Here is a 25,075-nt window from a genome sequence, read left to right as displayed (position 1 = left end):
TGCGTTGCAAACCTTACGCGTAGCCGTAGGGTTTGCGCAGGTACACGAGGAAGAACGTCGTCAGCACGAGCGCGCACGCCTCCGCCACGATGATGGCGCTCCACACCCCGTCGATGCCCCACGCCAGCGGCAGCAGCATGACCGTGGACGTCTCGAACACGAGCGTGCGCATGAAGCTGATGAGCGCCGACACCTTGCCGTTGTTGAGCGCCGTGAAGAACGCCGAGCCGTAGATGTTGAACCCGCACACGAGGAACGCCGTCGCGTAGATGCGGAACCCGTGCAGCGTCATGGCGGCGAGCTCCGGGTCGTAGCCCACGAACACGTTCACGAGCGGCACGGCCAGCGCCTGCGAGGCCGCGAACATGGTGGCGCCCGTCGCCCCCACGAGGATGAGGCTCTTCTTGAAGAGGCCCCTGAGCTCGCTTTGGTTCCGCGCTCCGTAGTGGTAGCTCACGACGGGCCCCGTGCCCATGGAGAAGCCGAAGAACACGGCCGTGAAGATGAAGTTCACGTACATGATCACGCCGTACGCCGCCACGCCGTCGGCGCCCGCCAGCATCATGAGCTGGTAGTTGTACAGCATGCTCACCACCGATGCGGCCACCTCGGTCATGAGCTCCGACGATCCGTTGACGCACGTCGCGCCGAGCGCGCGGAAGTCGCGGACGGGGCGCGCGAAGCGCAGGCGGCTGGTCTCGCTGCGCGCGAAGAACGCCGTCGACGCTGCCGCGGCCAGCAGCTGGCCCGCCGCCGTGGCCACCGCCGCGCCCGCGATGCCCCAGCCCAGCACGGCGATGAACAGGTAGTCCAGCACGATGTTCGTCACGCCCGCGCACACGGTGACCAAAAGGCCCATCTGCGGCTTCTCCGCCGCGATGAAGAAGCTGAGGAACACGTTCTGCACGATGAACAGCGGCAGCGCCGCCAGCAGTATGCGCCCGTACATGAGCCCCTGCTCCATGAGCGAGCCCTGCGCGCCCATGAGGCCGAGCACCGACTCGAGCGCCAGCGCGCCCACGCCCGCCAACGCCGCGCCCGAAATCGCGGCCGCCAGCACGATGAGGCTGAACAGGCGGTTCGCGCGCTCGGCCTTGCCCTCGCCCATCGTCTTCGCCACGAGGGCCGCGCCGCCCGTGCCGAACATGAACCCTACCGATCCCAGCGCCATGACCAGCGGGAACACGAGGTTCACGGCCGCGAGCGCCTCCTTGCCCGCGAAGTTCGACACGAACAGGCCGTCCACCACGCTGTAGATGGACGTGAAGATCATCATGGCGATGGAGGGCAGCGCGAAGCGCACGAGCCGCCCGTAGGTGAAGTGGTCGGAAAGCTTGATGGCCATGGCGATCACCGCCCGTCCGGGTACGGCAGGGCGTCCATCTGCTCGCGCAGGGCGGCAAGGTGCAGGCGTGCGAGCCGCAGCAGCTCCTCGCACGCGCCCGGCTCCATCGCGGCGAACGCGGCCCGCTCGGCTTCGACCACCGGGCGGATGCGCTCCTTCACGAGCGCGCGCCCCGCCTCGGTGAGGTGCAGGTGCGTACCGCGGCCCTGGTCGATCCGCAATTCCACGATGCCCGCGCGCTCCAGCTTGTGCACCGACGAGTTGATGGTCTGCTTGGTCAGGCCCGAGGCCGCGCACACGTCGCGCTGCAGGCAGCCGTCGCCCAGGTCGTCGAGGCAGTACAGGATGTCGAAGGCGCTGTCGGACAGCCCCATCTTCGTGGCGACGTCGTGGTACAGCTCCGTCTCGAGCCTGAACAGATTGTTGTATTCCCGGTTCGCACGGTCTTGCCGCGTGTCCATTGGTGCACCTCTCGCTATCGAGTCCGATTTCGTACTCGGCACAGTATAGGTACGAAATCGGACTCGTAAAGAGGGTTCACGAAACCATCACGCGTATGGCAGCGCGCCCTCAGCGCTCGGCGTCGAACTGCGCGAAGAAGTCGTGGGCGTTCTGGAAGAACACCCGGTCGGCCACGGCGAGGCCGAACTCGCCCGCCAGCAGCTCGTGCAGCGCGCCGACGCGGTCGCAAGGATCGAGCCAGGTGGGAACGTCGCAGCCGTCGTAGTCGCTGCCGAGCGCCAGCACGCGCTCGCCCGCCGTCTCCAGGACGTGGTCGACGTGGCGCAGCACGTCGTCGCGCGTCGGATCGGCGATGCGGTCGGTCAGGAACTGCGTGCAGAAATTGAGCCCGACGATGCCGCCGCGGTCGGCCAGCTCGCGCAGCTGCCAGTCGGCGAGGTTGCGCGGGTGCCCGCACACGGCGCGCGCGTTGGAGTGCGAGGCGGCGAAGGGACGGGTCGCGACGGCGCACACGTCCTTGAACCCGGCGTCGTTGAGGTGCGACACGTCCACGACGATGCCGCGACGCTCGAGCTCGGCCACGCACGTCCGCCCGAACCCGGTCAGGCCGTGGCGCGTGTCGTTGCCGCTGCCCAGCGCGTTCGGGCCGTTCCACGTGAGCGTGACCATGCGCACGCCCGCGTCCGCAAGCTCGTCGAGGCGACCTTCGGCCGTGCCGTCGTCCTCCAGAAACGACGCGCCCTCCACCGTGAACACGGCCGCCGTCCTGCCCGCAGCGTGCGCGGCATCGACCTCGGCCATGGTGCGCGCCTGCGCGAGGCGCTCTCCGCAGCGCTCCAGCTCGCGCGCCAGCACGGCGCGCACGCGCTCGAACAGCGCCCAGGCTTCCGCGCCGTGCACCTCGTCGGGGACGAAGGCCGCGAAGCACTGGCACCATGCGAACCCTTCCGTGCGCGCGAGCGAGACGTGCGCGTCGTTGTCGGCCAACGTCGCCATGCGGTGCGCGGGGATGTGCGCGTCGTGCGCGGCGAAGCCGCCCGGCACCGACGCGTCGCCGTGGAACGCCAGCCGGTCGAGCGTGTCGCAGTGCAGGTCGAACACCCGCAGGCGGTTCGATGCCGCCCGCCCCTCGTCCTCAAGCCGCGCCGCCTCCTCGGCCGCCAGCTCGTCCAGCGTCATGAACAGCCCCATCATGCTTCCTTCCTCATCGCGTCGCGATACTCTTCGGGCACGGGGACGCCGAAGCGCTCGCACAGCAGGCGCACGTCGTGCACGTCGTCGGCGTCGAAGTCGTAGCCGCAATTGAACGCCACCTGCTCGGCTGCCGGGATGCAGCGCACCTCGACGCCCCCGACCGTCCCCCGCCCGGAGAACGCGGACGCCGGGTAGCGCTCCCCCAAGAACACGAGGGAGCCGTCGTCGGCGAACTCGAACACGTGCAGGTCGACCACGCGCCCGTCGCCCGCCTCCCAGGCGGTATGGTCTTCCATCGTGAACGCGCGGGGCGCTTCCGAGAAGCCGTCCGCTTCCAGCAGCGCGACGAACGCGGCCTCGTCGCGGCGCCTCACGAACACGTCGAGGTCGTCGTGCGGGCGCGTCTGCTCACCCACGAGCGCGTCCACGCCCCAGCCGCCGTCGAGCCACACGTCGATGCCCCGGCGCGCCGCCTCTTCGAGCAGGGCGGCGGCCGCGCGCTCACCCATCATGGGAGAACCCCATCGCCCGCATCACCTCGTGCGCCGCTTCGCGCGAGGTCAGCATCGCCAGCAGCTCGAAGGCCACGAAGGGCGCCGTCTGCGGGCACCACGACGTGACGACGTTGCCGTCAACCACCACGGGCTCGTTCACCACCTGCGCGCCGAACGATGCCAGCTGGCGCTGACGCGACCCGTCGCCCAGGTGGTACGTCGTCGCGCGACGGCCCGCAAGGATGCCGCTCTTGCCGAGGGGCAGCGCGCCCACGCAGATCGACGCGACGGGCTTGCGCGCCGCGTCGAACGCGCGGATCAGCCCGAGCGCGCGCTCGTCGTACGCCTCCTCGTAGAAGCCGTACTCCTCGAAGCCGCCCGGCACGGCGAGCGCGTCGTAGTCCTCGGGGCGCGCGCCGTCGACCAGCGCGTCCATCGCAACGCTCACGCCGAACGTGCTGGCCACGGCAGGCGCGAACCCGCACAGGTCGACCTCGACGTCATGGCCGAAGTCGTCGCGCGCCCAACCCATCACGTCGACGAACGGGCTGAGCTCCATCGTCTCGAACCCCTTGCAGCACAGCAGCAGCACCCTCATCGGCACGTCCCTTCCGCTTGCGTCTTCTCGATGGCGAACAGCAGGTCGACCCGCGGGCGCCTGCCAAGCGTCTTCTCGGTGTGGTGCTCGTACTCGAGGTTGAGCGCAACGTAGCCGCTCGTCGGAAGCCACGTCGTGTACAGCCAGCGCTTCGCCTTGCCGACGGAGGCACCCCACAGGGCGCGCAGCGCGGGAGCCAGCTCGATGCGCGCATATGCGCCGGCCGGGATCGCAAAGCGCTCGAGCCCGTCCGCCTCGGCCTCCCCGCCGACGAACAGCTCGCAGTCGCCCGTGGACGAGTCGTAGGCATGCGAGATCACGAACAGCGGCACCGTAGTGCCCGCAGACGCGTCCGCGGCTTCCGCACGCACCTTCGCCAGCCGGTCGATGTCGCGCGCGAGCATCCGGTCGTTCGACGCCATGCCCACCCCGTAGACCACGCGCTTCGCAGTCTGCTCGACCCGCACCTCATATCCCATCGTCCGCACCTTCCCGACCGTCCGACCGCTCTTCGCTATCGTAGCAAACAGGGCACGCGAAGCAGAACCCCGGATGCGAACAACATGCACAAAACGGGGCGCCGCCGAAAACTTCGTTGCCACGATGTGTAGGATCGGCTTGAACGAGCACCCGGCCCCACGGCCAGTCCATCTTCTGGAGTCAGTCGACAGCATCATGCACGGACTCGGACGGTTTTTGCACAAAAACGGCCGACGTGCGAATCTCTCCCCTTGTGAATTCCTGACACACCTTCCCCTTGTCTGAAGAATTCCCTGGTCAAAAGAGGATAGCCTCCGTGGAGGCACGCTGCATCCACCTGAATCGCTCATGGGAACGCACCCCGAAAGCCCTCCGGGTTCGCACGTCGCAGATTTTTGTGCGCTGGAGCCGAAATCGTGTGCAGAAGCCCCGGCACCTTCCCTGCCGCCGCGCTTCGCAGGCGGTGCCCCACCTCCGCTTCTGCAATCCGCATTCCAAGCCCCCCCCCTTGCATCCTCCTCTGCAACACGTTATATTTAACCATATTGTTAATTGTTTGCGGAGAGGGCCGATGGGCATCCAGGAAACGCTGAAAGCGCTGTCCGACCCCGTGAGGAGGGATATCCTCGAGCACCTGAAACAGGGGCGCATGCCGGCGGGCGACATCGCCGGCCTGTTCGACATCTCCGCCCCCGCCGTGTCGCGGCACCTCTCGGTGCTCAAGAGCGCCGGCCTCGTGCGCGACTACCGCGAGGGCAAGCACATCTTCTACGAGCTGAAGGCGTCCGTGCTCGAAGAGACGCTGCTTTGGATCGCCAACCTGAAGGAGGCTGACAATGAAGAAGCTCTACGCAACGACGTACGTCCTCATAGCGCTTAACGTCATCGTGGCGTCCGTGCTCATCCATCTCATGCCCGACCAGGTGCCGGTGCACTTCAACGCGGCGAACGAGCCCGACCGCCTTGGCAGCAAGTACGAGCTTCTGGTGGCGCTCCTGTTCCCGCTCTGTGGCGTGTTCATCGTGATGGGTTCCAAAAACGCGCCGATCGGCAAGGAGCAGCGCTACGCGTGGGGCGCCGTGGCCTTCGAGTTGTTCGTGTTTGCCTGGATCCTGTTCTTCCTCACGAAGGCGCTCCTCTACGACGGCGCGCCCTTCCCCGAGCCCGACCTGGACGCGAGTCGCTGGGCCGCCGTCATCGGCGGCTCGCTCTGCGTCGTGGCGGGCAACTTCATGCCGAAGGCAGATCGCAACCCCTTCTTCGGCCTGCGCACGCCGTGGAGCGAGGCCAGTCCCGAAACGTGGCGCCGCAGCCAGCGTTTCGGCGGGTACGCGGGCATCGCGATGGGCATGGCGATGATAGCGCTCGGCCTCGTACTGCCCGCTCGCCTCGTGACGCCCACCGTGTTGCTCGTGCTGCTCGTCGGGTTCGCCACTGTCGTCGTCGGCTCCTACATCGTCTACCGTCAGGAGCTGGGGAAGTAGTGATTCCCGTCAGGAGGGCGCGAAGGGAGAGGAAAAGACTACTTCTTCCCCGTCACGAGGAAGATCATGGCTATCATGAGGGCGCAGCCGGCGAGGTCGGCGCCGGTGAACGCGGTGCCCAGCCACAGCGTGGCGAACACGGTGGCGCTGACGGGCTCGATGGCGCCCAGCAGGCTGCCCTCGACCGAGCCCACCACCGACACGCCGTGCAGGTACAGCGCGAACGCCGCGAACGTGCCCACCACGATGAACGCGGCGAACACGGCTACGCCCATCGCGTCGAGCGACGGCAGCGCGAGCGGCTCGCCGAGCGCCACCCCGCCGAGGTACACCGCCGTGGCCACCACGCCGCCGAACAGCATGCCGATGCCCGTCACCGCGAAGCTGCCCCAGCGGGCGAACAGCCTCTTCGGGTACATGATGTAGAACGCCACCGACAGCCCGTTCGCGATGCCCCACGCCAGGCCCACGAGCGGCAGGTACAGCGCGCTCGGATCGCCCTGCGTGGCGATGAGCCAGGTGGCTGCGATGGCGGCGACCAGCCCCACCGCCTCGCGCACCCGCGGCAACCGACGCGTGGCGGCGCAGGTGAACAGCATGACGAACGCGATGCCGGTGGTCTGCAGCACGGTGGCGGTGCCCGCGTTCGTGTAGCCGATCACGATGGTGTAGGTGATCTGGCATAGGAACAGCCCGACGCCGCCGAACACGGCCAGCTGGCCGAGCGTGCGCCCGTCGCGCAGCATCGCCGCCAGCAGCCCGCGGTTGCGCATGGCCAGCACGATCAGGAACAGCGCGCCGGCTCCCAGCATGCGCACGGCGGTGATGAACGAGGGCGTGATATCGTAGCTCGCCAGCAGGTACTGCGCGCACGCGCCCGAGAAGCCCCACAGCCCCGCGCCCACGAGCGCGCACAGCACGCCCCGCAGATGGCGGCGGCGCAGCAGCGCCTCCCCCTCGGCTATCCCCTCCCTCATGCCAGCTCCTCGAGGAACCGCGCGACGGGGCCCAGCAGGTTGTCGCCCTCGTCCAGCTTGAAGTGGCGCAGGGGCAGCGACAGCTTCCGCTTGTCGGCCAGGTAGCGCCCACCCGCGCGGCGCAGCCCCGTCATCTTGTCGCGGGAGACGTCGATGGGCTCCACCACCAGCTTGCCGCCCGTCACCGACACGGTCTTGATGTGGTGCTCGTTCGCGTAGGCCTTGATGCGCGCCTTCTCCAGCAGGTTCTTCGCCGCCTGCGGCATGTCGGGGCGCTTGTCCGCCAGGTCGGCAGCCACGTCAGCGACGGCCTGCTCGGTGGCGGCCGAGGCGATCTTGCGGTACCACAGCACGCGCTCGTCGGCGTCGGGCACGTACTCCTCGGGCAGGTAGGTGTGCCCCGGCACGTTCACCGTGATGTCGGAAAGCGCGGGCGGCAGCGTCTCCATCGCCTTGAGGTCGCCCTCGCGCGTGGCGTTCACCGCCTGGGACAGCATCTGCGCGAACAGGTCGAAGCCCACCGCGGACATGTTGCCGCTCTGCTCGGCGCCCAGCAGACTGCCCGCGCCGCGGATCTCCAGGTCGCGCATGGCGATGCGCATGCCGCTGCCGAGGTCGGTGTGCTCGTTCAGCGCGGTCAGGCGCGCGGCGGCCTCCTCGGTGAGCTCCATGTGCTCGGGGAACATGAAGTAGGCGTACGCCTGCGTGCACGAGCGGCCCACGCGGCCCTTCAACTGGTACATCTGCGCCAATCCGTAGCGCTGCGAGTCCTCGATGATCAGCGTGTTCGTGTGCGGGTTGTCGATGCCGCTCTCGATGATGGTGGTGGCCACCAGCACGTCCAGCTCGCCGGCGCTGAAGTCCTCCATCACGCGCTCGAGCTGCTCCTTCGACATCTGCCCGTGCGCCACGCCCACGCGCGCCTCGCCCGCGGCCGCGATGACGCGCCGCACCGCCTCCTCCATGGAGCGCACGCGGTTCGACACGTAGTACACCTGGCCGCCGCGCGCCAGCTCGCGCCGGATGGCGCCGCTCACCACGTCGGGGTCCCACTCGCCCACGTGCACCTCGACGGGGCGGCGCTCGTCGGGCGGCGTGAGGATGAGGCTCATGTCGCGCACGCCCGACAGCGACATCTGCATGGTGCGCGGGATGGGCGTGGCCGACAGTGTGAGCACGTCGATGGACTCGCGCAGGTTCTTCATCTGCTCCTTGTGGCCCACGCCGAAGCGCTGCTCCTCGTCGATGATGACCAGGCCCAGGTCGTGCGGGTTCACGTCGCGGCTGAGCAGGCGGTGCGTGCCCACGAGCACGTCGACGTCGCCGTCCTGGAAGCCTTTGAGCGCCGCGGCCTGCTGCGCGGGCGTGCGGAAGCGCGAGAGCACCTCCACGCGCACGCCGAAGGGCTCGCAGCGCTCCTTGAAGTTCGTGTAGTGCTGCTGCGCGAGGATGGTGGTGGGGCACAGCACCATCACCTGCTTGGCGTCCTGCGTGGCCTTGAACGCGGCGCGCAGGGCCACCTCGGTCTTGCCGAAGCCCACGTCGCCGCACACGAGGCGGTCCATGGGCTTCGCCGACTGCATGTCGGCCTTCACGTCGGCGATGGCCGCCAGCTGGTCAGGCGTCTCCTGGTAGGGGAACGCCTCCTCCATCTCGCGCTGGGCCGCGGTGTCGGGCCCGAAGCGGTAGCCCTGCGTGGAGGCGCGGCGCGCGTACACGTCCACGAGGTCGAACGCGAGCTTCTTCGTGGCCTTGCGCGCCTTGGCCAGCGCGCGCGACCAGTCGGCCGTGTTGAGGCGCGTGAGGCGCGGGCTCGCGCCCTCCGGGCCCACGTAGCGCGTCACGCGGTCGAGCTGCTCCACCGGCACGTACAGCTTGTCGCCCTCGGAGTACTCCAACAGCAGGTAGTCGCGTGCCGTGCCGTCCACGTCGCGCCGCACGAGCTCCTTGAAGTAGGCCACGCCGTGCGCGGCGTGCACCACGTAGTCGCCCGGCTGGTAGGGGAAGGTGATCTCGGTGATGTCCACGTGGCGCGACGGCCTCGACGAGGACGAGCCCTGCGTGTCGGACAGGCTCACGATGGCCAGCTTCGCCTTCGGGATGATCATCCCGAGCGGCACGTCCACGTCCACGACGTTCACCACGCCGCGCCGCAGGCGGCGCTTGGCCGCGCCATCGGTCTCCTCACCGGCGGGACGTCCCGAAGGGGAGCCGTCCTCCTTCGAGACGTCCAGCGTCTCCTGGATCGGCAGGCCGTGGTCCACGAACGCCAGCTTCATGTCCTGGCGGGCGCGGAAGTTCGGGGCGCTGAACACCACCGTGTAGTCGGTGTCCACGAGGCTGCGCAGCCGCCCGAACAGCTTGTCGGGATGGCCGGCCACCTCCACGCGCTTCACGGGCAGCTCGTCGTCCACGTGTCCGCCCACGCGCATGATGGACACGTACGTGGCGCGCTGCCCCTCGCCGAAGCTCACGGCCCCGGGCTCGGCGTACAGGCCCTCCACCGGGATGCTCGAGCCTTTCGCGCGGCCCACGACGTCGTCGTAGGCGTGGGTCATGTCGTCGAACAGCGAGCGCGGCTCCAGCAGCGCGGTGAGCGCGCCGGGGCGCACGTAGTCGCCGAGCGTGGACGTGGTGGCGTACAGGTACGGCAGCAGCATGTCGGAGCCGTCGAAGCGCAGGCCGCCGTCCAGCTTCTCCAGCACGTCGCGCAGCACCGGGTTCGTCGCGGCGGGGCGCTCGAGCTTCTGGCGCGCGCGGGCGAGCCCGCGTTTGGAGCACGAGAACTCCACCACCGGGTAGATGCTCACGCCCGGCAGCGCCTGGATGGTCTGGCCCGTGGTGGGCACGATGCGGCGGATCTCCTCCAGCTCGTCGCCGAAGAAGTCGAGCCGCACCGGGTACACGAGGTTGCCGGGGTACACGTCCACGGTGCCGCCGCGCACGGCGAAGGTGCCGGGGCCGTCCAACTCGCCGGTGTTGCGGTAGCCGCGCTCCTCGAGCGCGTGGGCGAGGTCCTCGAACTCGGTGACGCTCGCCGCCTGGGCGCCGGGCATGGCGGCCAGCTCGCGGCCCGCCTCGAGCGCCACCGGCAGGTGCACGTCGGAGCCTGCCGGCGGCAGCGCGCGCACGAGCGCGCGGGCGCTTGCCACCACCACCGCCTCGCGCCCGCCGGCCAGCGCGTGCACGGCCTCCATGCGGCGCGCCACCTGCGCGGGGTCGCTGGGCTTCGCGACGAAGGGGTAGTCGCTGCGCTCGGGGAAGCGCATGACGCGCTCCTCGCCCAGGTAGGCGGCCAGGCTGCGCGAGAACGCGACGGCGGCGTCCTCGCCCGCCACCACGACGAGCGTCGGCTGGGGCTTGTGCGCGAAGCGCGCCGCCACGAGGAACGGGCGCGCCGACGAGGCCACGCCGAGCGTGCCGTCCTCGCCCCCGTCGAGCCTGCCCCAGAACGCGTCGAGGCAGCCCGATTTCTCCAGCGTGAACGTCAATGAGTCGATGAGCATGGCGCGTCCTCTTCCGTATGCATTCCGTATGCGAACAGCACAAAAAGCCGCGATTCGCGGCCTCATGCAAGGTTTCTGCTCGCCGTCCGCGCACGCGCGGGCAGCGCTGACGATTCTACCACCCGAGCCCGCCCCGCACGATGCCCGAAGCCGCCCCGTGAAGGAGAAACCACAGGCACCGTCGAAGATGCCGACCCGTCAGCGCCCCGATCCCTGAAGATCGGATCCCTACGAGGGTTCGGACGGCCACGCACGTTCGGCTAGGGGGCGCACTGGTTCGCAGTGCGCCCCCTGCGCCCCCGTCTCATGCCATCGCAGGAGCGACGGAAGGAAGCAGAATTATCACGCCGACGTTGCAGCGGCCTTGCCCGCGATGCGCCCGAACGTCAGCCCATCGGCGATCGAAGAGCCCGAGCCGGCATACTCCCCGAATATACCGCACGAGCAACGCCCCGCCGCGTACAAGCCGGGGATCGCAGCACCGTCGAGGTCAACGACCTGCGCAGACGGGTTGATCTTCAACCCTCCGAGCGTGAAGTAGCTTGCCAGCGCCCCAAGATTCGCAGGCACCGCGTAAAACGGCGGAGTGACGAGCGGCTGCAAGTATTCGACCCCCTTGTCGAAGTCGCCATCAGCCCCCTGGTCGCAAAACTCGTTGTAGCGTTCGATCGAAAAGACCACGTTGCCCTCCGGCAGCCCCGTTTGCTTCGCTATCTCCTCGAGCGTGTCCGCTTTGAGCGGCTCGGGGAGCCCTTTCGCCGAGGGGTTTTGCATAACCTCGTCATACAACGGCTGATCGAGGATGATGAAGCAGCTGTCAGGGGAATTCTCCAAGACCTTCCGCCCGATGAAACTGCCGTACCAATCTTCCGAGAGGATGCGATGTCCTCGATAGTCGAGCAGCGCGCCGGACGAGAGCGCTCCGTACAGGTACACATGCTCGCCGATCGTCATGCGCGACAGGCTATGAGTCGCCGCGCCGATCTTCAAGGCGGCCAGAAGACCGTCTCCGAGATCGTTCTCGCCTCCTGTGCGCTTCTTGCAGGAGAGAACCTCGGCGCGAGCATCAGCCACCAGGCCTTCGTTGAACGTGAAGGCGCCCGAAGTCAGGATCACTCCCTTGTTCGCTTTGATTGCGAGGTCGCCCTTATCGGGGCCTTTCGCCTTGATGCCGATCACCGCGCCGGCGCTGTCCACTACCAGCTCGGTGCCCGTCGTCTTGTATCGGATGTCCATGTCCCCTTCCACGTTCGACAGCAAGGGCTCGATAATGTTTATCGCCCCTCCTTGGGGAGCATGTCCTCGAGGCGCCGGCGCCGCAACGCTCATATACTCGCGCGTCCGCTCGTTGCCAGAGTAGATGAGGCTGATGCCCTCCGGCGGCTCGACAACATGGGATGTCTCGTCGACGCCCCCTTCGAATTTCATCCCCTGCTCAACGCACCAGTCGTACAGATCGACGGACTGGTCGCAAAACGTGGCGAACAACTCGGGATCGGAGCTTTTCCCAAGCGCCTTCGAAAGATAGTTCTTGAAGTTCTCGGGGGTATCCTCGATCCCGAGGTTCGTTTGCAGCTTGGTGCCGCCTCCCATGTAGATGAGTCCCCCCGAAAGCACCGTCGCGCCGCCAGCCTTCTCGGCTTTCTCGATGGCGATCACCTTCGATTGGGCCGCCACCGCTTCGACCGCGGCCGCCACGCCGGCGGCGCCCAGCCCCATGATGACGACATCGGCCTCGTCCGTCCACTCGGTCGAGCTTCCCTCTCCCACAATTTGAGAGCTCTGCTTCGGATCCTTCGGCGCGCACCCGGCCGCAAGCGACGAAGCCGCCAATGCGACGGTTGCTGCACCAGCAGCCTTCACGAATCCCCTGCGCGACAATCCCGCTTCCTGCTTCATAGCATCCTCCTTGATCGAAATCCGACTTCCCGCCTCTTCGATGCCCCTGATACGTCGCTCAACCGAGCGCGCGTCGCACCGAAGCGCGTTAGCCTACATCCTGTCACGTCGTCCGGATGCCCACCATCGTCCGCGGTATCGGCTTTTCAGGATGAATCTGCTGGTCGCTATCGATTTTTTAGGATGACGAGCGGGTTTCCCGCCCTCGGGCGAGCAGCTGCAGCTCGTCTTTGCTATGAATGTCCATCTTGCCGTAAATGTGGCGGATATGAGTCTTCACCGTGCTTTGAGAGAGGCCGAGCGATGCGCAGATGTAACCAACGCTCCTGTTCTCGAGCAGAAAGGCGGCAACCTCCAGCTCGCGTGCTGAAAGCTGGTACGCCAGGAACGCCTGCTCTACCGCACGTGCACAGGCACGCTCGTCCTGCGGCTCCTGCCGCACCTCCAAAGAGCCTTCGAAGAGCTCCGCGCGGTCTTTCAAGCCGAGCATCCCGCAAACGACGTCGATCACAACCATCGCAATGATCAACGCCACCACCATGGAAGCACCGTCCATCGAGAACGCTCCCGCCAAAACCTGCTGGACAGCGAGCCCAACGAGGCAAAGAACGGTCGCAGCGCTCAAAAGGACGCCGGTAAGCAGAATGCTCCCACGCGCCGAGCAGAGCAGCCACACCGTCAGAGAGCCGCATCCCGCAAGGTACACGGCGAGGGGGGCGCCTGATTCGGGCAGCAGCCACATGCAAAGGCCTATCACCATAAGCGCGGGGGCGACATGCGAGACGGTCCGCAGCGCGGGCGCGCGCCGGTAGAGTGAAGCCGCAATCAAAAGTACGGCCAGAAGGCCCGCACTGTAATCCGCGTTGTAAGCGCCGTTTCCCATGAGCCCCATCCCCATGCCAATAACCACGAAGCGCATGGCGAGCGGCGCAGCTTTGCCCAGCGAGCCGACAGCTATCCCCGACCGATCAAGCTTGAACGACCGGGGCTTGCGGCGCTGGACGACGAGCAGGGGTATCACGGTAGCAAGAGGGAACAGAAACCCGAGCATGAGCGGCGGGAGCAGTATCTGAACGACGCGGATGAGAAAGCCGCACAAAAACGCAACCGCGAATCCAAACATCTCGGTCCGCTCCGTCCCGACGGGTTGATATGGGAGCCAAAGCACCAAGAGAGACGCCGCAGAATAGCCCGTCATCGCTACGGCAGCCCACGTGAAACCTGAAAGAGGCTGCGTCATCGGATAGCCCAGCATAAAGAACGCGAACGCGCATTCCAACACGACGGCATCGACGACGCCCAACGCCTTTGAGGCAAACCGTCCCGCCCGGCACACGAGCAGAGCCGAGAGGAAGCCGATGAGGGCGGAGGCGAAGAAAGCCAGGTAAAGATTGCTTTCATGCAGTTCCGCCACAGGAGAGAGCGTGTACGAGAGAACGGATAGGCTGGCGGCGACGAGAGGAGCGACCGGGAGAGCCCAGCGAACGACCGCGTCTAGATCGATGTTGTCGGCATCGCCGTACGATGCAGCAGACGGCTCTTGCAGGGCCAGCGTCCTCATCTCCTTCGCGTTTTGCATTGACGCACCGTGACGCATGTAAGCATACCAGGACACGCTCGTCAGCGGCGCGTTTTCTGAGCTATACTGAAACCCGTTCTGAACCAACGACGCGCCCCGAAGGAGTTCCTATGCCGCGTGAAACCATGACCGCCAAGCGCGAGCGCGCCCTCGAGGTGGCCGAGCGCATGAACGAGCACTACCCCGCCGCCGAGTGCGCGCTCGTCTACGGCGGCAACCCGTTCCGCCTGACCATCGCCGTGCTGCTGAGCGCGCAGACCACCGACAAGGGCGTGAACAAGGTGACGCCCGCGCTGTGGGAGCGCTACCCCACGCCCGCCGACCTCGCCTCGGCCGACGTGCGCGACGTCGAGGAGATCATCCGCACCATCGGCTTCTACCACACGAAGGCCGCGAACGTCATCAAATGCGCCCAGCTGGTGGTGGCCGACTACGGCGGCGAGATACCGCGCGACATCGACGAGCTGCAGAAGCTGCCCGGCGTGGGCCGCAAGACGGCGAACGTCGTGCTCAACGAGGCGTTCGGCATCGTGGAGGGCATCGCGGTGGACACGCACGTGTTCCGCATCGCGCACCGGCTGAAGTTCGCCGGCCCTTCCGCCGACACGCCCGCCAAGACCGAGAACGCGCTGCTCAAGCTGTACCCGCGCTCCTGGTGGGGGCCCATCAACCACCAGTGGGTGCTGTTCGGCCGCGAGACGTGCATCGCGCGCAGCCCGAAATGCGCCGAGTGCTTCATCTGCGACCTGTGTCCCAGCTGCGGCACGTTCTAAGCAAGAAGGAGAACCTCATGAAGTACCGTCGGTTGGGCAAGACCGGGCTCATGGTGAGCGAGATCGGCTTCGGAGCCGAATGGATGGAGAAGAAGACGGCCGCCGAGGTGCGCGCCGTGACCGCGCGCTGCGAGGAGGCGGGCATCAACATCCTCGATTGCTGGATGGCCGGCCCCGACGTGCGCAGCAACCTGGGCGCCGCGCTGGCGAACACGCGCGATAGCTGGATCATCCAGGGCCACATCGGCTCCACCTGGCAGGACGGCCAGTACGTGCGCACGCGCGACATGGACCTCGTGCGCCCCGCCTTCGAGGACCTGCTCGCGCGCCTCGGCACCGACCACGTGGAGCTCGGCATGATCCACTACGTCGACGACGTGGACGAGTACGAGGGCATCATGGCCGGGCCGTTCATCGACTACGTGCGCGCGCTCAAAGCCGCCGGCACCGTCGAGCACGTCGGGCTGTCCACCCATGCGCCCGAGGTGGCGAAGCTGGCCGCGCGCTCCGGCGAGATCGAGACGATCATGTTCAGCGTGAACCCCGCCTTCGACCTGCTGCCCGCCGCCGCGAGCCTCGACGACGCCTTCACCTTCGACTACGACGACGCGCTCGCGGGCATGGAACCGGCCCGCGCCGAGCTGTACGCGACGCTCGAGCGCGAGGACGTCGGGCTCACGGTGATGAAGGGCTACGCCGGCGGGCGCCTGTTCAGCGCCGAGGCCTCGCCCTTCGGCGCGGCGATGACGCCCGTGCAGTGCATCCACTACGCGCTCACCCGCCCCGCTGCGGCCAGCATCATGGCGGGCTTCGACGAGCCGGCGCACGTCGACGACGCCGTGGCCTACGAAACGGCCGCCGACGCGGAAAAGGACTACGCGAGCGTGCTCGCGAGCGCGCCGAAGCACGCCTACTACGGCCAGTGCACGTACTGCGGCCACTGCGCGCCCTGCACGGCCGGCATCGACATCGCCGTCGTCAACAAGTTCTACGACCTGGCCGTCATGCAGGGCGAGGTGCCCGCCTCGGTGCGCGCGCACTACCGCGCGCTCGACGCCGCGGCCGACGACTGCACGGCCTGCGCCGCCTGCGAGCCGCGCTGCCCCTTCGGCGTGCCCATCGCCGAGCGCATGGCCCAAGCCGCCGCGCTGTTCGCGTAAGCCGCCCCCCGTGCGGCCCGCATGGCCCGCACGCAGCAGATGGCGCACGTCGCAAGCGGCGATTCCCCACCTGCGCCGCTCGCCGATTGGGGCGGCGCCGCGACGGTGCGAAAAATGGTACAATTGAACCGCTGATCTGCGACGTCATTGCGACGCGACGGAACCGCTTCCTCACATCACCCATTCATCGGAGGTTGCCATGTACTCATGCGGAGATACCGTCGTCTACCGTCATCACGTGTGCGAAGTCGCCGCGCTGCGCGAGCGGTACTTCGAAGGCAGGGACTACCTCGAGCTGCACGCGCTGTTCGAGAACTCGCTCAAACTGTTCATCGCCGCGGACGAGGCCGCGACCGACGCGCTCAGGCCCGTCATGACGAAACGCGAGGCGCTCGCGCTCATCGACTCCATCGCGGACGCCGAGGTCATCGACGAGGAGGCGCTCAAGCCCGACGCGCCCACGCCCACGCTGCTCGAGCGCCGCATCAAGGAGGAGTACGACCGCCACCTCAAGACGTTCGCGCCCGAGGACCTCGTCCCCATCATGAAGTCCGTGCACGAGCGCACCGTCCGCCGCGTCGACTCGGGACGCCAGATCACCGCCACCGACAAGAAGTACTTCGACCTCGCCGAGAACCTGCTGTGCGACGAGCTGGCCGTGTCGCTCGACATCCCCCGCGACGACGTGAAAGGCTTCCTCGTGGAGCGCGTGAAGAAGGCGGAGGCGCGCCGGCGCTGACGGCTGGTATACTGGCGGCAGCGCCGCGGCCCCGCGACGGCGCCCCGTTCGAACCCAGGAGGCCCGCCATGATCGAACTGCCCGAAGCCCTCTCGCTCGCCCGCCAGATGCGCGACGCGTATCTCGGACGCGTCATCGTCGAAGCCGAGGCGAACCGCGCGCCCCACAAGTTCGCGTTCTACACGGGCGACCCCTCAACCTACGACGCGCGCCTCGCCGGCCGCGCGATCGTCGACGTCAGGGCCACCGGGCCCTACGTCGAGCTCGTGCTGAACGACGGCATGACACTGCTCTTGCGCGAGGGGGTGAACGCGCGCCGCCTGGCGCCGGGCGCGAAGGCGCCCGCGAAGCACCAGCTGCTGCTCGCGTTCGACGACGGCTCGAAGCTCGTGTGCACGGCCGCCATGTACGGCATGTTCCTCATCGCCGACACCGGCGCCGACGATGACGAGTACTACGTCGCCGCCCGCGACGCCGTCCCCGTGCTCTCCGACGCCTTCGACGAGGCCGCCTTCCGCGCGCTCGTCGACGCCGCACCGCCCGTCACCAGCGTGAAAGCGCTCCTGGCCACCGAGCAGCGCATCCCCGGCGTCGGCAACGGCGTGCTGCAGGACATCCTGCTGAACGCCCGCCTCAACCCGAAGCGGAAGGCGAAGTCGCTTGCCGACGACGAGGTCGCGCGCCTGTTCCGCGCCATGAAGGACACGCTGGCCGCCATGGCCCGCGAAGGCGGGCGCAACGTGGAGAAGGACCTCTACGGGGAGCCCGGCGGCTACCGGTGCCTGCTGTCGGCGAAGACGTGGAAGGACGGCTGCCCGGTCTGTCACGGCGCCGTCGTGCGCCAGCCCTACCTCGGCGGCAACGTGTACTACTGCCCCGCCTGCCAGCCGCTCACCTAAGCCCGCGACTCTACGGAGCGTTCATTGCGCCGGCGGCCGCGGGCGCGTATCGTGGACGCCGTCGAAAAAACCAGGGAGGATCATCATGGACGCCAGAAACACCGGCACGCTCATCCGCGCGCTGCGCGAGGAGCGCGGGCTCACCCAGCGCCAGCTCGCCGACGCGCTCGGCGTCACCGACAAGGCCGTGTCGAAATGGGAGCGCGGCGGCGGCTGCCCCGACATCGAGCTTTTGGGCGGCCTGTCCGCATGCTTGGAGACTCCCGTGGAAACGCTGCTCGACGGAACGCTTGCCGTCGACGCAAGAACGGGAGGAACCATGAAACGCACGGCATTCCGCGTCTGCCCCGCCTGCGGCAACGTCGTCACCACCACGGGAGACGCCGAGGTGTCCTGCTGCGGCAGGAAGCTGGCCGCGCTCGAAGCGCATCCGGCCGACGACGAGCATCGGGTGACGGTGGAATCCGTCGAGGGCGACCTGTACCTCACGTTCGACCACCCCATGGCCAAAGGCCATCACCTGGGGTTCGTCGCGGTGGTCGGCCACGACCGCATGGCGCTCGAGAAGCTCTACCCCGAGCAGGGCGGCGAAGCGCGCCTCCCCCATCTCGGCGGCGCGAAGCTGTACACGTACTGCACCGCCCACGGCCTCATGCTCCACGAGCCCCTCTCTCGCCGCACGAGATAGGCTCCACGCCTTCCACGGCGCGAGGAGGGGGATGGCCCCACTCCCCCGGCACGGGGCGGGGATTTCCCCTTTCCCATGGCGCGGGGCGGGGATTACCCCTTTCCCATGGCGCGGGGCGGGGATTACCCCCTTTTCATGGCGCGGGGCGACGCTTGCCCCCTTTTCCCATGGCGCGGGGCGACGCTTGCGGTCCAGCGATCAAACGCCGCGCCGATTCGGAACGGGCGCGGCGTGCGATCGGCGCGGCCAAAGACGCCCCCCCTATCCCTCAAAGCGCCCCGCGCCACGAAAGCCCGCCCCCAGCTCCCTCGCGCAGGCGACCACGGGGGCGATGGCGGCTCGGTCGGTGCCGTCGAAGCCGTCGCCGCGCATCCCTTCGAGCATCTCGGCGGCGCGCGGATCGCTTTCCGCCGCCTTCGCCTGCATCTTGAAGAACATCTTCATGGCCAGCTTGTTCGGCCTGCTCAGCCTCTCGTAGGCGAACCCGCCCCGCAGGTAGAACCGCGGCATGCCCTCGAACTCGGGCGACGGAAACGCGCGCGCCATCGCCTCGTCCACCATGTCGGTCCACGCGGCGGGCGTCGCGCCCACCGCGAACGCGACGAACTTGGTTTCCGGATGCGCCACGCGCTGCCGTTTCAACCACTTCCCGCCCACGAGCGCCGCCGCATGGAACCAGCCGCCGAACACCACCGTGTCGAATGCGCCCGCGTCGAACCTCGCCTCGTCGTCGAGCGACACCGCATCGCAGCCCAGCTCCTCGGCGATCCACTCCGCGTAGCGCTTCGTGAACCCCGTCTGCGACGAATACGCGACCACCGTACTCATACCCGCTCCCCTCCTTCGATCGCATGTTCCGCGTAGAAGCGCCGCATATGGTCGCGAACGAGCGGCTCCGCTTCGGCCCACGGCATCGACGACATCATCAGCAGAAACACCGGCCCGTAGAACGCCAAGGCGAGCGCACGCGGATCGTCCCCCCCGAACCGCCCGTTCTCCATGAGGTGCGCGAACACGGCAGCCTGTATCTCCCGCGGCCGATCCAGGAATATCTCCCGAAACGCCGCAAGGGCGCGCGCGTCGTCGAACTGGCTGATGAGGAGGAGGCATCGCAGCCGTATCATCTGCTCGTCCTCGAAAAAGTACCGGAACCCAGCGAGGACCCGCCGCTCCGTCTCGTCGTAGGCGCCGGCGTAGCCCGCCGGATCCTCCGACGGCTCGAACATGACCCCCTCCTCGGCGAACGCCGCGCGCGTCCGCGCGAGCTGGTCCGCCAGCACCGCGTCGAATATGGCCTGCTTCGTGGGAAAATGATTGTACAAGGACGCGTCCTTGATGCCCACGGCCGCCGCGATGTCGCGCACCGACACGGCGTGGAAGCCGCGCTCAGCGAACAGGGCGAACGCCGCCCGCACGATGCGCTCGCGCGTGGCGGCCCCCCGCGCGCTCTTCGGCTGCCGATCGGTTGATTCTTGCTCCATGCTCACGCTCCCCTCAAAACTAGCAGTTGCTAGTATATTAACTGGCAACTGCTAGTTTTGCAAGGGGTGATCGAGAAACGGCGCGAGCGTGCGCATGTTATGGCGCGGAGCGACGCTTGCGGCCCGTCGAGCGAGCTCGCGCCGATTCGGGATGGGCGCGGCATGCGATCGGCGCGGCAGAGGACGCGCTCATCCCGAAGAACAACCCGCGCCATGAGAGGGGCGAACCCCCCCCCTTTTTTTTTACGCCTTCAGGAAATCCTCGAGCATCTCGGCGAGTATCTCCACGTGGGAGCGGCGGGATCGGGTGGCGGTGCCCACGAGCGCCACGGACTCGTAGTCGCCGTAGCGGTCGAAGAACTGCGGGACGGCCTCGCGCTCGCGCATGTCCTCGCGATAGGCGTCGGCGTAAGCGTCCCAGCCGATGTTGCCGTGGATGTAGCGCTCCATCATCGTGGGCGCCGGAGCGAACAGCTTGTCGTGCACGTAGCGCGCGTGCGCGAGCTGCTCCACGAAGTAGGCGAGGTCGTCGCGCTTCGTGAAGCCCGCCAGCTGATTCGTGTTCTTGAGCCTCGTGTCCACCACGAGGTCGGTCTTCCAATCGTCGAGGCGCTTGAAGAACTCCTCGGCCGAGGTTTCGTAGGCGCTGATGGTATGAATGCGCATGAGCGAATGCTCCTTCACGGTCGTTTCCCCGAAACGATACCGCGTGCCCGCGCAGGAGCGAGCCGCGCGGGAGCTCTGTGAACGAATCGAGAAGCCTTCGTCACGGGGCCGCAATCAGGCGAATTTATCGCCTGTCAGGGGGTCTTTACCCTCATCTTGGGCCATTTATGCGCAAAAACGTGCCATTTGCGTTTACAATACAGAAGGCCTATTCAATCGTTCATTGAAACGGAGCGCATTTCTTGGATACGAAAGAAGCGCTGAACTCGTTCGAGCTCGACGCGCGGCTGTTCTACGATGCGGTGACGTTCAGCACGGACGATTACCTCTACATCATCGACATGCGACGCGACGTGGCGCTCGTCTCCGACAACATGCGCGAGGACTTCGGCTTGTCCGACAGCCTCGTACCCGGCCTCATCCCGCTCTGGCGCGACCTCATCGTCGAGCGCGACCGCGTGCGCTTCGACGAATCCATCGACGACATGCTGTCCGGCAAGACGGACATGCACGACGTCGAGTACCAGGTGACGAACATCCTCGGCGAGAGCATCTGGGTAGTGTGCCGCGGCCTCTTGAAGCGCGACGAGAACGGCGAGCCCACCATGTTCGCCGGCGTAGTCACCTGCCTGGAGCGCAAGGGCAAGATCGACCCGGTCACCGGGCTGTTCACGCACGACGAGTGCGTCAACCTGCTCGACCGGCTCATCGGCTGCGGGTCGGAAGGCGGCGTCATGCTGCTGGGCCTCGACGACTTCTCCCGCATCAACTCGCTCAACGGCCACGCGTTCGGCAACACCGTGCTCAGGATGTTCGCCCAGTCCACGCAGCGCCTCATCCCCGACGGCGCCTCCATGTTCCGCCTTGACGGCGACGTGTTCGCCATCGTGGCGGACGGCGCCGACCGCGCCGCCATGAAGGAGCTCTACCACGCCATCCACGTGGTGGCGAACCGCCCGCACGCCGTCGACGACGCCACGTTCTTCTGCATGGTGTCGGCCGGCATCGCCATGATCGGCCAAGACGCAACCACGGGGCAGGACCTGCTGCGCAACGCCGAGAACGCGCTGGAGGAGAGCAAGCAGCGCGGCAAGAACACCGCGACGTTCTTCTCGTCCACAATGACCGCGACGAAGCTGAGGCGCCTCGAGATCAGCGGCTACATGCAAACGTCGGTCCTCGACGACATGGCGGGCTTCGAGCTGTACTACCAGCCGCTCGTCGACGCGGCCACCATGGGCCTCGCCGGCGCCGAGGCGCTGCTGCGCTGGAACTCCGAGGAGCACGGCCAGCTCTCCCCCGTCGAGTTCATCCCCGTGCTGGAATCCTACGGCCTCATCGGGCAGGTGGGACGCTGGGTGCTCGAGCAGTCGTTCGCCCAGTGCGAGCGCTGGACCGAGGCGCAGCCGGGCTTCATCATGGATGTAAACATCTCCTACCTGCAGCTGCTCGACGCCGACTTCGTCCCCTTCGTGGAGCGGCTCATCGAGCGTACCGGCGTCGACCCGGCGTCCATCGTGCTGGAGATGACCGAAAGCTACTTCGTCACCGACATGGACGCGCTGCGCACCACGTTCGACCGCCTGCGCGCCATCGGCATCCGCATCGCGATGGACGATTTCGGCACCGGATACTCCTCGCTCGGCCTGCTGTCGCAGTCGCCGGCCGACATCGTGAAGATCGACCGCCTGTTCATCCGGAACATCCACGAGGAATCGTTCAACCGCGCGTTCATCGACGCGGTCATCGACCTGTGCCACAGCGTGGGCATCGAGGTCACCGTCGAAGGCGTGGAGGAGTCGACCGAGCTCGACGCCGTGCGCGCCATCGGCGCCGACAACATCCAAGGGTTCCTCGTGTCGCGGCCGATCCCGGCGCCCAGCTTCGAGGAGCGCTTCCTCACGCAGCAGGCAGCGTCCTAGCCGCGGCCTCCCCGTCGCCGTCGGTCCCGGCCTCGCACGGCGCGGCGGGCCCCTGCACGTCCCTCGCCCCGACGTCGTCCATGTCGGCGATGCGGTAGGAGCTCTTCCCCGTGCGCTTGATGCCGTACAGGGCCTGGTCGGCCGCACGGTAGAACGCCTCGAACGCATGCGTGGGCCGCCCCACCGCCACGCCGATGCTCACGGTCACGCCCGCCGACGAGGCGACCGTCGCCTCCACGCTGGCCACCACCTCGGCGCAGATGCGCTCGGCCACGCAGGCGCAGGGGATGTCGGGCACGAACGCCGAGAACTCGTCGCCGCCGGCGCGGTACACGATGTCGGAGCATCTGAACGAGCGCTCGAGCACGCGCGCGAACCCCTTGAGCACCGCGTCGCCCCGATCGTGGCCGAATTCGTCGTTCACCTGCTTGAAGTCGTCGAGATCGAACATGAACAGCGCGCCGCGCGCGCCGACCCAGCGCGGCGATGCGAGCGCCCGCTTTGCCAACGCGCGCCCTTCGCGCACGTTGTACAGGCCGGTCAGCGGGTCGCGCGCGGCCCGGTGCTCGAGCTGTTCGCGCTCCGCCTTGCGCGCGTTCTCCTGATGCGCCAGGTCGCTCACGTCGTGCATGACGAGCGCGCAATAGCCCGGAAGCGGCTGGTACGTTTGGATGGAGAGGTAGCGCGCGTCGGCGATGCGGCGCGTGAAATGCTGCTTGGCCCCGCGGTGCGCCGTCTCGCCCATGACGGCGAGCATTCCCGGATCGACGTCGGAATACATCTGGGAAAGCGGCGTCCCCTGGCCCTGGCCGCACGCGAGGCCCTCGATGCGCGCGGCCGCGTCGTTGACGTAGGCGCACACCGCGTCGCAGGGTCGTCCGCCCTCGTCGAGCAGCACGCGAAACACCGAGAACGCCACGGGCATGTCCCGCAGCACGTCCAACTCGCCATTCTGATTCAACACGGCAGCCCAGTCACCCCTGTATCGACTGACATTCGAACGACGGCGCCCCGCAAGAAAACGCCGGGGCCATTGTACGATATCCGACCGATCCGCTCATGGTGCGCCGGCCGGGTTCGGGTGTTACCCCGATCGGGCCGCGGGATTTTCCCTTACGCCCGCGCGCGCAAAGGCGATCCCAGCCGGGCGAGCTCGCCCGCCACCGTCTCCACGAGCAGCGGCAGCGCCGCGTCCACCTTCGGCGTGAGCCCCACGGTGACCACGGCGGGCGACGGGTTCTCCACCTGCATGCCCAAGCACAGGCCCTCGGCCTCGTAGCCCAAGAGCGTGGCGGCGTCGAACAGATCCACCAGCTTCAGGTCGTGCAGCGACGCGTTCGCACCCGAGTGGCGCGCCATGGCGTCGGGCTCGAAGCGGAACACGGTGCCCGGCTCGGCGTCGGTGCCGTCCACCGCGTCCACCGTGATGATGACGTCGTACTCGCGCACGCGCTCGATCATGTTGAGCGTAAGGCATCCCAGGTCGAACAGCTCCACGTTGTCGGGGATCTCGTAGCGCTTGAGCAGCTCCTCGTACACGGCCGGCCCCACGCCGTCGTCCAGCATGAGCTTGTTGCCCACGCAGAACACCGCGATGCTGCGCGCGCCTTCCACCTACGCTCCCACCGTCGGGCGGATGACCAGGTTGTAGTACGTGGCCGCCGCGATCATCACGAGACCCGCCGCCACGCACGCCACGGTCCAGATGCGCTCGCGCTTGAGGTACGTCTCCTTGTCCTGCCCGAGGCTGGCCGCGCGATGCGCCGCGAACGGCTGGCCGAGGATGGCGAACGCCACGGTGCCCGCGGTCAGCGTGAGCAGCACGACGAGCGCGACGGCGATGGCGAGCGGCGTGCGCTCCGTGAACGCGGTATAGAACGTGTTGTCGGCAAACAGCCAGATGGGGTAGAACAGGATGGTCGCCCACATGCCGTGCGCCGGCCCCCAGATGGGCGGCAGGAACAGCGCGCCGACGTTGAGCCGGGGTATCCCTTCGAGGAAGCGCTCTTCGCGGGCGATCTGTTCGTCGGTCAATTCAGTCACAATTCGATATCCCTTTCGCACCTTCGTTGATTGTCTGCCATTATAGACGAGTGAGCCCCGTACACGAGGGGGCTTTAGCCGAGCGGAAGGAGACACCATGAAGCTGCTGGCAATCGCAGGATCGCTGCGCGAGAACAGCTACAACCGGCAACTGGCCGAAGCGGCCGGAACCGTGATGCGCGAGAAGCACCCCGACGTGGAATTCGAGATCCTCGACTGGGACGACGTGCCGTTCATGAACCAGGACGCCGAGCACCCCGCCCCCGAGGCGGTGACGCGCGCCCGCGCCGCCGTGCGCGAGGCCGACGGCCTGTGGCTGTTCAGCCCCGAGTACAACCACGCCATCCCCGGGCCGCTGAAGAACCTCCTGGACTGGCTGTCGCGCCCCGTGAGCGCCACCGAGGCGCAGGTGCTGGGCGGGAAGCCCGTCGCGCTCGCCGGCGCGAGCATCGGCATGAGCGGCGCCGCGCACGCCCAGGACCAGCTCGTGAGCATGCTGAGCTTCCTCGACGCGCACGTGATGAACAAGCCGCGCCTCACCATCCCCCACATCGCCACGCAGGCCGACGAGCAGGGCCGCCTCGAGCTGGCCGCCTCGGCCCCCTACCTCGAAGCGCAGGCGGACGCCTTCGTGAGGTTCGTGGAGCGGGAGATCGCCTGAGCGGCGCCGTCCGACGAGACCGCTT

Annotated in this window: 25 protein-coding genes; 9 read left to right on the top strand and 16 right to left on the bottom strand. The window is 67.6% G+C overall.

Going from position 1 to position 25,075, the window contains the following annotated elements:
- Positions 1–13 precede the first annotated feature (13 nt).
- From GS424_RS06875 to GS424_RS06850, 6 genes are all read right to left on the bottom strand, one after another.
- Positions 14–1,345 carry an MATE family efflux transporter gene (locus GS424_RS06875; RefSeq protein WP_244977700.1) on the bottom strand — a complete coding sequence of 444 codons (1,332 nt, stop codon included), beginning with the start codon at positions 1,343–1,345 and terminating at the stop codon, positions 14–16.
- Between the two features lie 5 nt (positions 1,346–1,350).
- Entirely contained in the window at positions 1,351–1,806 is a 456-nt protein-coding gene (locus tag GS424_RS06870; RefSeq protein WP_154334083.1) for a MarR family winged helix-turn-helix transcriptional regulator, read from the bottom strand.
- A gap of 109 nt (positions 1,807–1,915) precedes the next feature.
- Positions 1,916–3,001 (bottom strand): dipeptidase, encoded by a 1,086-nt coding sequence (locus tag GS424_RS06865; RefSeq protein WP_244977699.1) that lies wholly within the window; start codon positions 2,999–3,001, stop codon positions 1,916–1,918.
- Complete coding sequence (locus tag GS424_RS06860) at positions 2,998–3,513, bottom strand: nucleotidyltransferase domain-containing protein (protein WP_160941829.1); 516 nt, start codon at positions 3,511–3,513, stop codon at positions 2,998–3,000. Before GS424_RS06860 ends, GS424_RS06865 begins: the two co-directional genes overlap by 4 nt.
- On the bottom strand, positions 3,503–4,093 hold the full coding sequence (locus GS424_RS06855; RefSeq protein ID WP_160941830.1) for a DJ-1/PfpI family protein: 591 nt from the start codon (positions 4,091–4,093) through the stop codon (positions 3,503–3,505). Before GS424_RS06855 ends, GS424_RS06860 begins: the two co-directional genes overlap by 11 nt.
- Positions 4,090–4,572, bottom strand: coding sequence for a GyrI-like domain-containing protein (locus GS424_RS06850; RefSeq protein WP_160941831.1), 483 nt, complete (start codon positions 4,570–4,572; stop codon positions 4,090–4,092). Before GS424_RS06850 ends, GS424_RS06855 begins: the two co-directional genes overlap by 4 nt.
- Before the next feature lie 572 nt (positions 4,573–5,144).
- On the opposite strand from GS424_RS06850, the gene GS424_RS06845 reads away from it, so the two are divergent.
- Positions 5,145–5,453 (top strand): autorepressor SdpR family transcription factor, encoded by a 309-nt coding sequence (locus tag GS424_RS06845; protein WP_160941832.1) that lies wholly within the window; start codon positions 5,145–5,147, stop codon positions 5,451–5,453.
- Complete coding sequence (locus GS424_RS06840; RefSeq protein WP_160941833.1) at positions 5,410–6,057, top strand: SdpI family protein; 648 nt, start codon at positions 5,410–5,412, stop codon at positions 6,055–6,057. Before GS424_RS06845 ends, GS424_RS06840 begins: the two co-directional genes overlap by 44 nt.
- Before the next feature lie 38 nt (positions 6,058–6,095).
- Here the strand turns inward: GS424_RS06840 and GS424_RS06835 are convergent, their stop codons facing one another.
- From GS424_RS06835 to GS424_RS06820, 4 genes are all read right to left on the bottom strand, one after another.
- Positions 6,096–7,034, bottom strand: a complete 939-nt coding sequence (locus GS424_RS06835; protein ID WP_160941834.1) for a DMT family transporter — start codon at positions 7,032–7,034, stop codon at positions 6,096–6,098.
- Positions 7,031–10,540: a transcription-repair coupling factor gene (mfd, locus tag GS424_RS06830; RefSeq protein ID WP_160941835.1), complete on the bottom strand. Its 3,510-nt coding sequence runs from the start codon at positions 10,538–10,540 to the stop codon at positions 7,031–7,033. The genes GS424_RS06835 and mfd overlap by 4 nt, the downstream gene beginning before the upstream one ends.
- A 342-nt stretch (positions 10,541–10,882) precedes the next feature.
- Positions 10,883–12,439: an FAD-dependent oxidoreductase gene (locus GS424_RS06825; RefSeq protein WP_160941870.1), complete on the bottom strand. Its 1,557-nt coding sequence runs from the start codon at positions 12,437–12,439 to the stop codon at positions 10,883–10,885.
- Between the two features lie 178 nt (positions 12,440–12,617).
- A complete protein-coding gene (locus GS424_RS06820; RefSeq protein WP_160941836.1) occupies positions 12,618–14,018 on the bottom strand; it encodes a helix-turn-helix transcriptional regulator in 1,401 nt (466 codons plus the stop codon).
- A 110-nt stretch (positions 14,019–14,128) separates the two neighbouring features.
- Here GS424_RS06820 and nth point away from each other — a divergent pair, with 110 nt between their 5' ends.
- The 5 genes from nth to GS424_RS06795 all read left to right on the top strand — a co-directional run bounded on the left by nth (position 14,129) and on the right by GS424_RS06795 (position 18,277).
- On the top strand, positions 14,129–14,791 hold the full coding sequence (gene nth, locus GS424_RS06815) for an endonuclease III (RefSeq protein WP_160941837.1): 663 nt from the start codon (positions 14,129–14,131) through the stop codon (positions 14,789–14,791).
- Between the two features lie 17 nt (positions 14,792–14,808).
- Positions 14,809–15,951: an aldo/keto reductase gene (locus GS424_RS06810; RefSeq protein ID WP_160941838.1), complete on the top strand. Its 1,143-nt coding sequence runs from the start codon at positions 14,809–14,811 to the stop codon at positions 15,949–15,951.
- A 199-nt stretch (positions 15,952–16,150) separates the two neighbouring features.
- Positions 16,151–16,690, top strand: a complete 540-nt coding sequence (locus GS424_RS06805) for a CarD family transcriptional regulator (protein WP_160941839.1) — start codon at positions 16,151–16,153, stop codon at positions 16,688–16,690.
- Positions 16,691–16,758: 68 nt separating this feature from the next.
- Positions 16,759–17,589: a DNA-formamidopyrimidine glycosylase family protein gene (locus GS424_RS06800; RefSeq protein WP_160941840.1), complete on the top strand. Its 831-nt coding sequence runs from the start codon at positions 16,759–16,761 to the stop codon at positions 17,587–17,589.
- An 85-nt stretch (positions 17,590–17,674) separates the two neighbouring features.
- Positions 17,675–18,277, top strand: a complete 603-nt coding sequence (locus tag GS424_RS06795; RefSeq protein ID WP_160941841.1) for a helix-turn-helix domain-containing protein — start codon at positions 17,675–17,677, stop codon at positions 18,275–18,277.
- A gap of 261 nt (positions 18,278–18,538) precedes the next feature.
- Here GS424_RS06795 and GS424_RS06790 read toward each other — a convergent pair whose 3' ends face one another.
- The 3 genes from GS424_RS06790 to GS424_RS06780 all read right to left on the bottom strand — a co-directional run bounded on the left by GS424_RS06790 (position 18,539) and on the right by GS424_RS06780 (position 20,424).
- Complete coding sequence (locus tag GS424_RS06790) at positions 18,539–19,105, bottom strand: flavodoxin domain-containing protein (RefSeq protein ID WP_160941842.1); 567 nt, start codon at positions 19,103–19,105, stop codon at positions 18,539–18,541.
- Complete coding sequence (locus tag GS424_RS06785) at positions 19,102–19,758, bottom strand: TetR/AcrR family transcriptional regulator (RefSeq protein WP_160941843.1); 657 nt, start codon at positions 19,756–19,758, stop codon at positions 19,102–19,104. The genes GS424_RS06790 and GS424_RS06785 overlap by 4 nt, the downstream gene beginning before the upstream one ends.
- Positions 19,759–20,001: 243 nt before the next feature.
- Entirely contained in the window at positions 20,002–20,424 is a 423-nt protein-coding gene (locus tag GS424_RS06780; protein WP_154334104.1) for a DUF488 domain-containing protein, read from the bottom strand.
- A 242-nt stretch (positions 20,425–20,666) separates the two neighbouring features.
- Here GS424_RS06780 and GS424_RS06775 point away from each other — a divergent pair, with 242 nt between their 5' ends.
- On the top strand, positions 20,667–22,346 hold the full coding sequence (locus GS424_RS06775) for a putative bifunctional diguanylate cyclase/phosphodiesterase (protein WP_160941844.1): 1,680 nt from the start codon (positions 20,667–20,669) through the stop codon (positions 22,344–22,346).
- On the opposite strand, the gene GS424_RS06770 is transcribed toward GS424_RS06775, so the two are convergent.
- The 3 genes from GS424_RS06770 to GS424_RS06760 all read right to left on the bottom strand — a co-directional run bounded on the left by GS424_RS06770 (position 22,324) and on the right by GS424_RS06760 (position 24,389).
- Positions 22,324–23,310: a GGDEF domain-containing protein gene (locus GS424_RS06770; protein ID WP_160941845.1), complete on the bottom strand. Its 987-nt coding sequence runs from the start codon at positions 23,308–23,310 to the stop codon at positions 22,324–22,326. The two genes, GS424_RS06775 and GS424_RS06770, sit on opposite strands and share 23 nt — an antisense overlap.
- A 149-nt stretch (positions 23,311–23,459) precedes the next feature.
- A complete protein-coding gene (locus GS424_RS06765) occupies positions 23,460–23,960 on the bottom strand; it encodes a hydrogenase maturation protease (protein WP_160941846.1) in 501 nt (166 codons plus the stop codon).
- Positions 23,961–24,389, bottom strand: a complete 429-nt coding sequence (locus GS424_RS06760) for a viscotoxin-A3 (RefSeq protein WP_160941847.1) — start codon at positions 24,387–24,389, stop codon at positions 23,961–23,963.
- A gap of 97 nt (positions 24,390–24,486) precedes the next feature.
- Here GS424_RS06760 and GS424_RS06755 point away from each other — a divergent pair, with 97 nt between their 5' ends.
- Positions 24,487–25,050: an NADPH-dependent FMN reductase gene (locus GS424_RS06755; protein ID WP_160941848.1), complete on the top strand. Its 564-nt coding sequence runs from the start codon at positions 24,487–24,489 to the stop codon at positions 25,048–25,050.
- Positions 25,051–25,075: the final 25 nt, after the last annotated feature.

Source organism: Eggerthella guodeyinii, from assembly GCF_009834925.2.
Taxonomy (GTDB): Bacteria; Actinomycetota; Coriobacteriia; order Coriobacteriales; family Eggerthellaceae; genus Eggerthella; species Eggerthella guodeyinii.
Note: the sequence above shows the minus strand (reverse complement) of the source record. Positions and strands in the feature narration are given on the sequence as shown.

Excerpts from the sequence above, each read along its gene's own strand:
- GS424_RS06875 (WP_244977700.1), bottom strand. The coding sequence starts at position 1,345 with ATGGCCATCAAGCTTTCCGACCACTTCACCTACGGGCGGCTCGTGCGC.
- GS424_RS06870 (WP_154334083.1), bottom strand. The coding sequence starts at position 1,806 with ATGGACACGCGGCAAGACCGTGCGAACCGGGAATACAACAATCTGTTC.
- GS424_RS06865 (WP_244977699.1), bottom strand. The coding sequence starts at position 3,001 with ATGATGGGGCTGTTCATGACGCTGGACGAGCTGGCGGCCGAGGAGGCG.
- GS424_RS06860 (WP_160941829.1), bottom strand. The coding sequence starts at position 3,513 with ATGATGGGTGAGCGCGCGGCCGCCGCCCTGCTCGAAGAGGCGGCGCGC.
- GS424_RS06855 (WP_160941830.1), bottom strand. The coding sequence starts at position 4,093 with ATGAGGGTGCTGCTGCTGTGCTGCAAGGGGTTCGAGACGATGGAGCTC.
- GS424_RS06850 (WP_160941831.1), bottom strand. The coding sequence starts at position 4,572 with ATGGGATATGAGGTGCGGGTCGAGCAGACTGCGAAGCGCGTGGTCTAC.
- GS424_RS06845 (WP_160941832.1), top strand. The coding sequence starts at position 5,145 with ATGGGCATCCAGGAAACGCTGAAAGCGCTGTCCGACCCCGTGAGGAGG.
- GS424_RS06840 (WP_160941833.1), top strand. The coding sequence starts at position 5,410 with ATGAAGAAGCTCTACGCAACGACGTACGTCCTCATAGCGCTTAACGTC.
- GS424_RS06835 (WP_160941834.1), bottom strand. The coding sequence starts at position 7,034 with ATGAGGGAGGGGATAGCCGAGGGGGAGGCGCTGCTGCGCCGCCGCCAT.
- mfd (WP_160941835.1), bottom strand. The coding sequence starts at position 10,540 with ATGCTCATCGACTCATTGACGTTCACGCTGGAGAAATCGGGCTGCCTC.
- GS424_RS06825 (WP_160941870.1), bottom strand. The coding sequence starts at position 12,439 with ATGAAGCAGGAAGCGGGATTGTCGCGCAGGGGATTCGTGAAGGCTGCT.
- GS424_RS06820 (WP_160941836.1), bottom strand. The coding sequence starts at position 14,018 with ATGCAAAACGCGAAGGAGATGAGGACGCTGGCCCTGCAAGAGCCGTCT.
- nth (WP_160941837.1), top strand. The coding sequence starts at position 14,129 with ATGCCGCGTGAAACCATGACCGCCAAGCGCGAGCGCGCCCTCGAGGTG.
- GS424_RS06810 (WP_160941838.1), top strand. The coding sequence starts at position 14,809 with ATGAAGTACCGTCGGTTGGGCAAGACCGGGCTCATGGTGAGCGAGATC.
- GS424_RS06805 (WP_160941839.1), top strand. The coding sequence starts at position 16,151 with ATGTACTCATGCGGAGATACCGTCGTCTACCGTCATCACGTGTGCGAA.
- GS424_RS06800 (WP_160941840.1), top strand. The coding sequence starts at position 16,759 with ATGATCGAACTGCCCGAAGCCCTCTCGCTCGCCCGCCAGATGCGCGAC.
- GS424_RS06795 (WP_160941841.1), top strand. The coding sequence starts at position 17,675 with ATGGACGCCAGAAACACCGGCACGCTCATCCGCGCGCTGCGCGAGGAG.
- GS424_RS06790 (WP_160941842.1), bottom strand. The coding sequence starts at position 19,105 with ATGAGTACGGTGGTCGCGTATTCGTCGCAGACGGGGTTCACGAAGCGC.
- GS424_RS06785 (WP_160941843.1), bottom strand. The coding sequence starts at position 19,758 with ATGGAGCAAGAATCAACCGATCGGCAGCCGAAGAGCGCGCGGGGGGCC.
- GS424_RS06780 (WP_154334104.1), bottom strand. The coding sequence starts at position 20,424 with ATGCGCATTCATACCATCAGCGCCTACGAAACCTCGGCCGAGGAGTTC.
- GS424_RS06755 (WP_160941848.1), top strand. The coding sequence starts at position 24,487 with ATGAAGCTGCTGGCAATCGCAGGATCGCTGCGCGAGAACAGCTACAAC.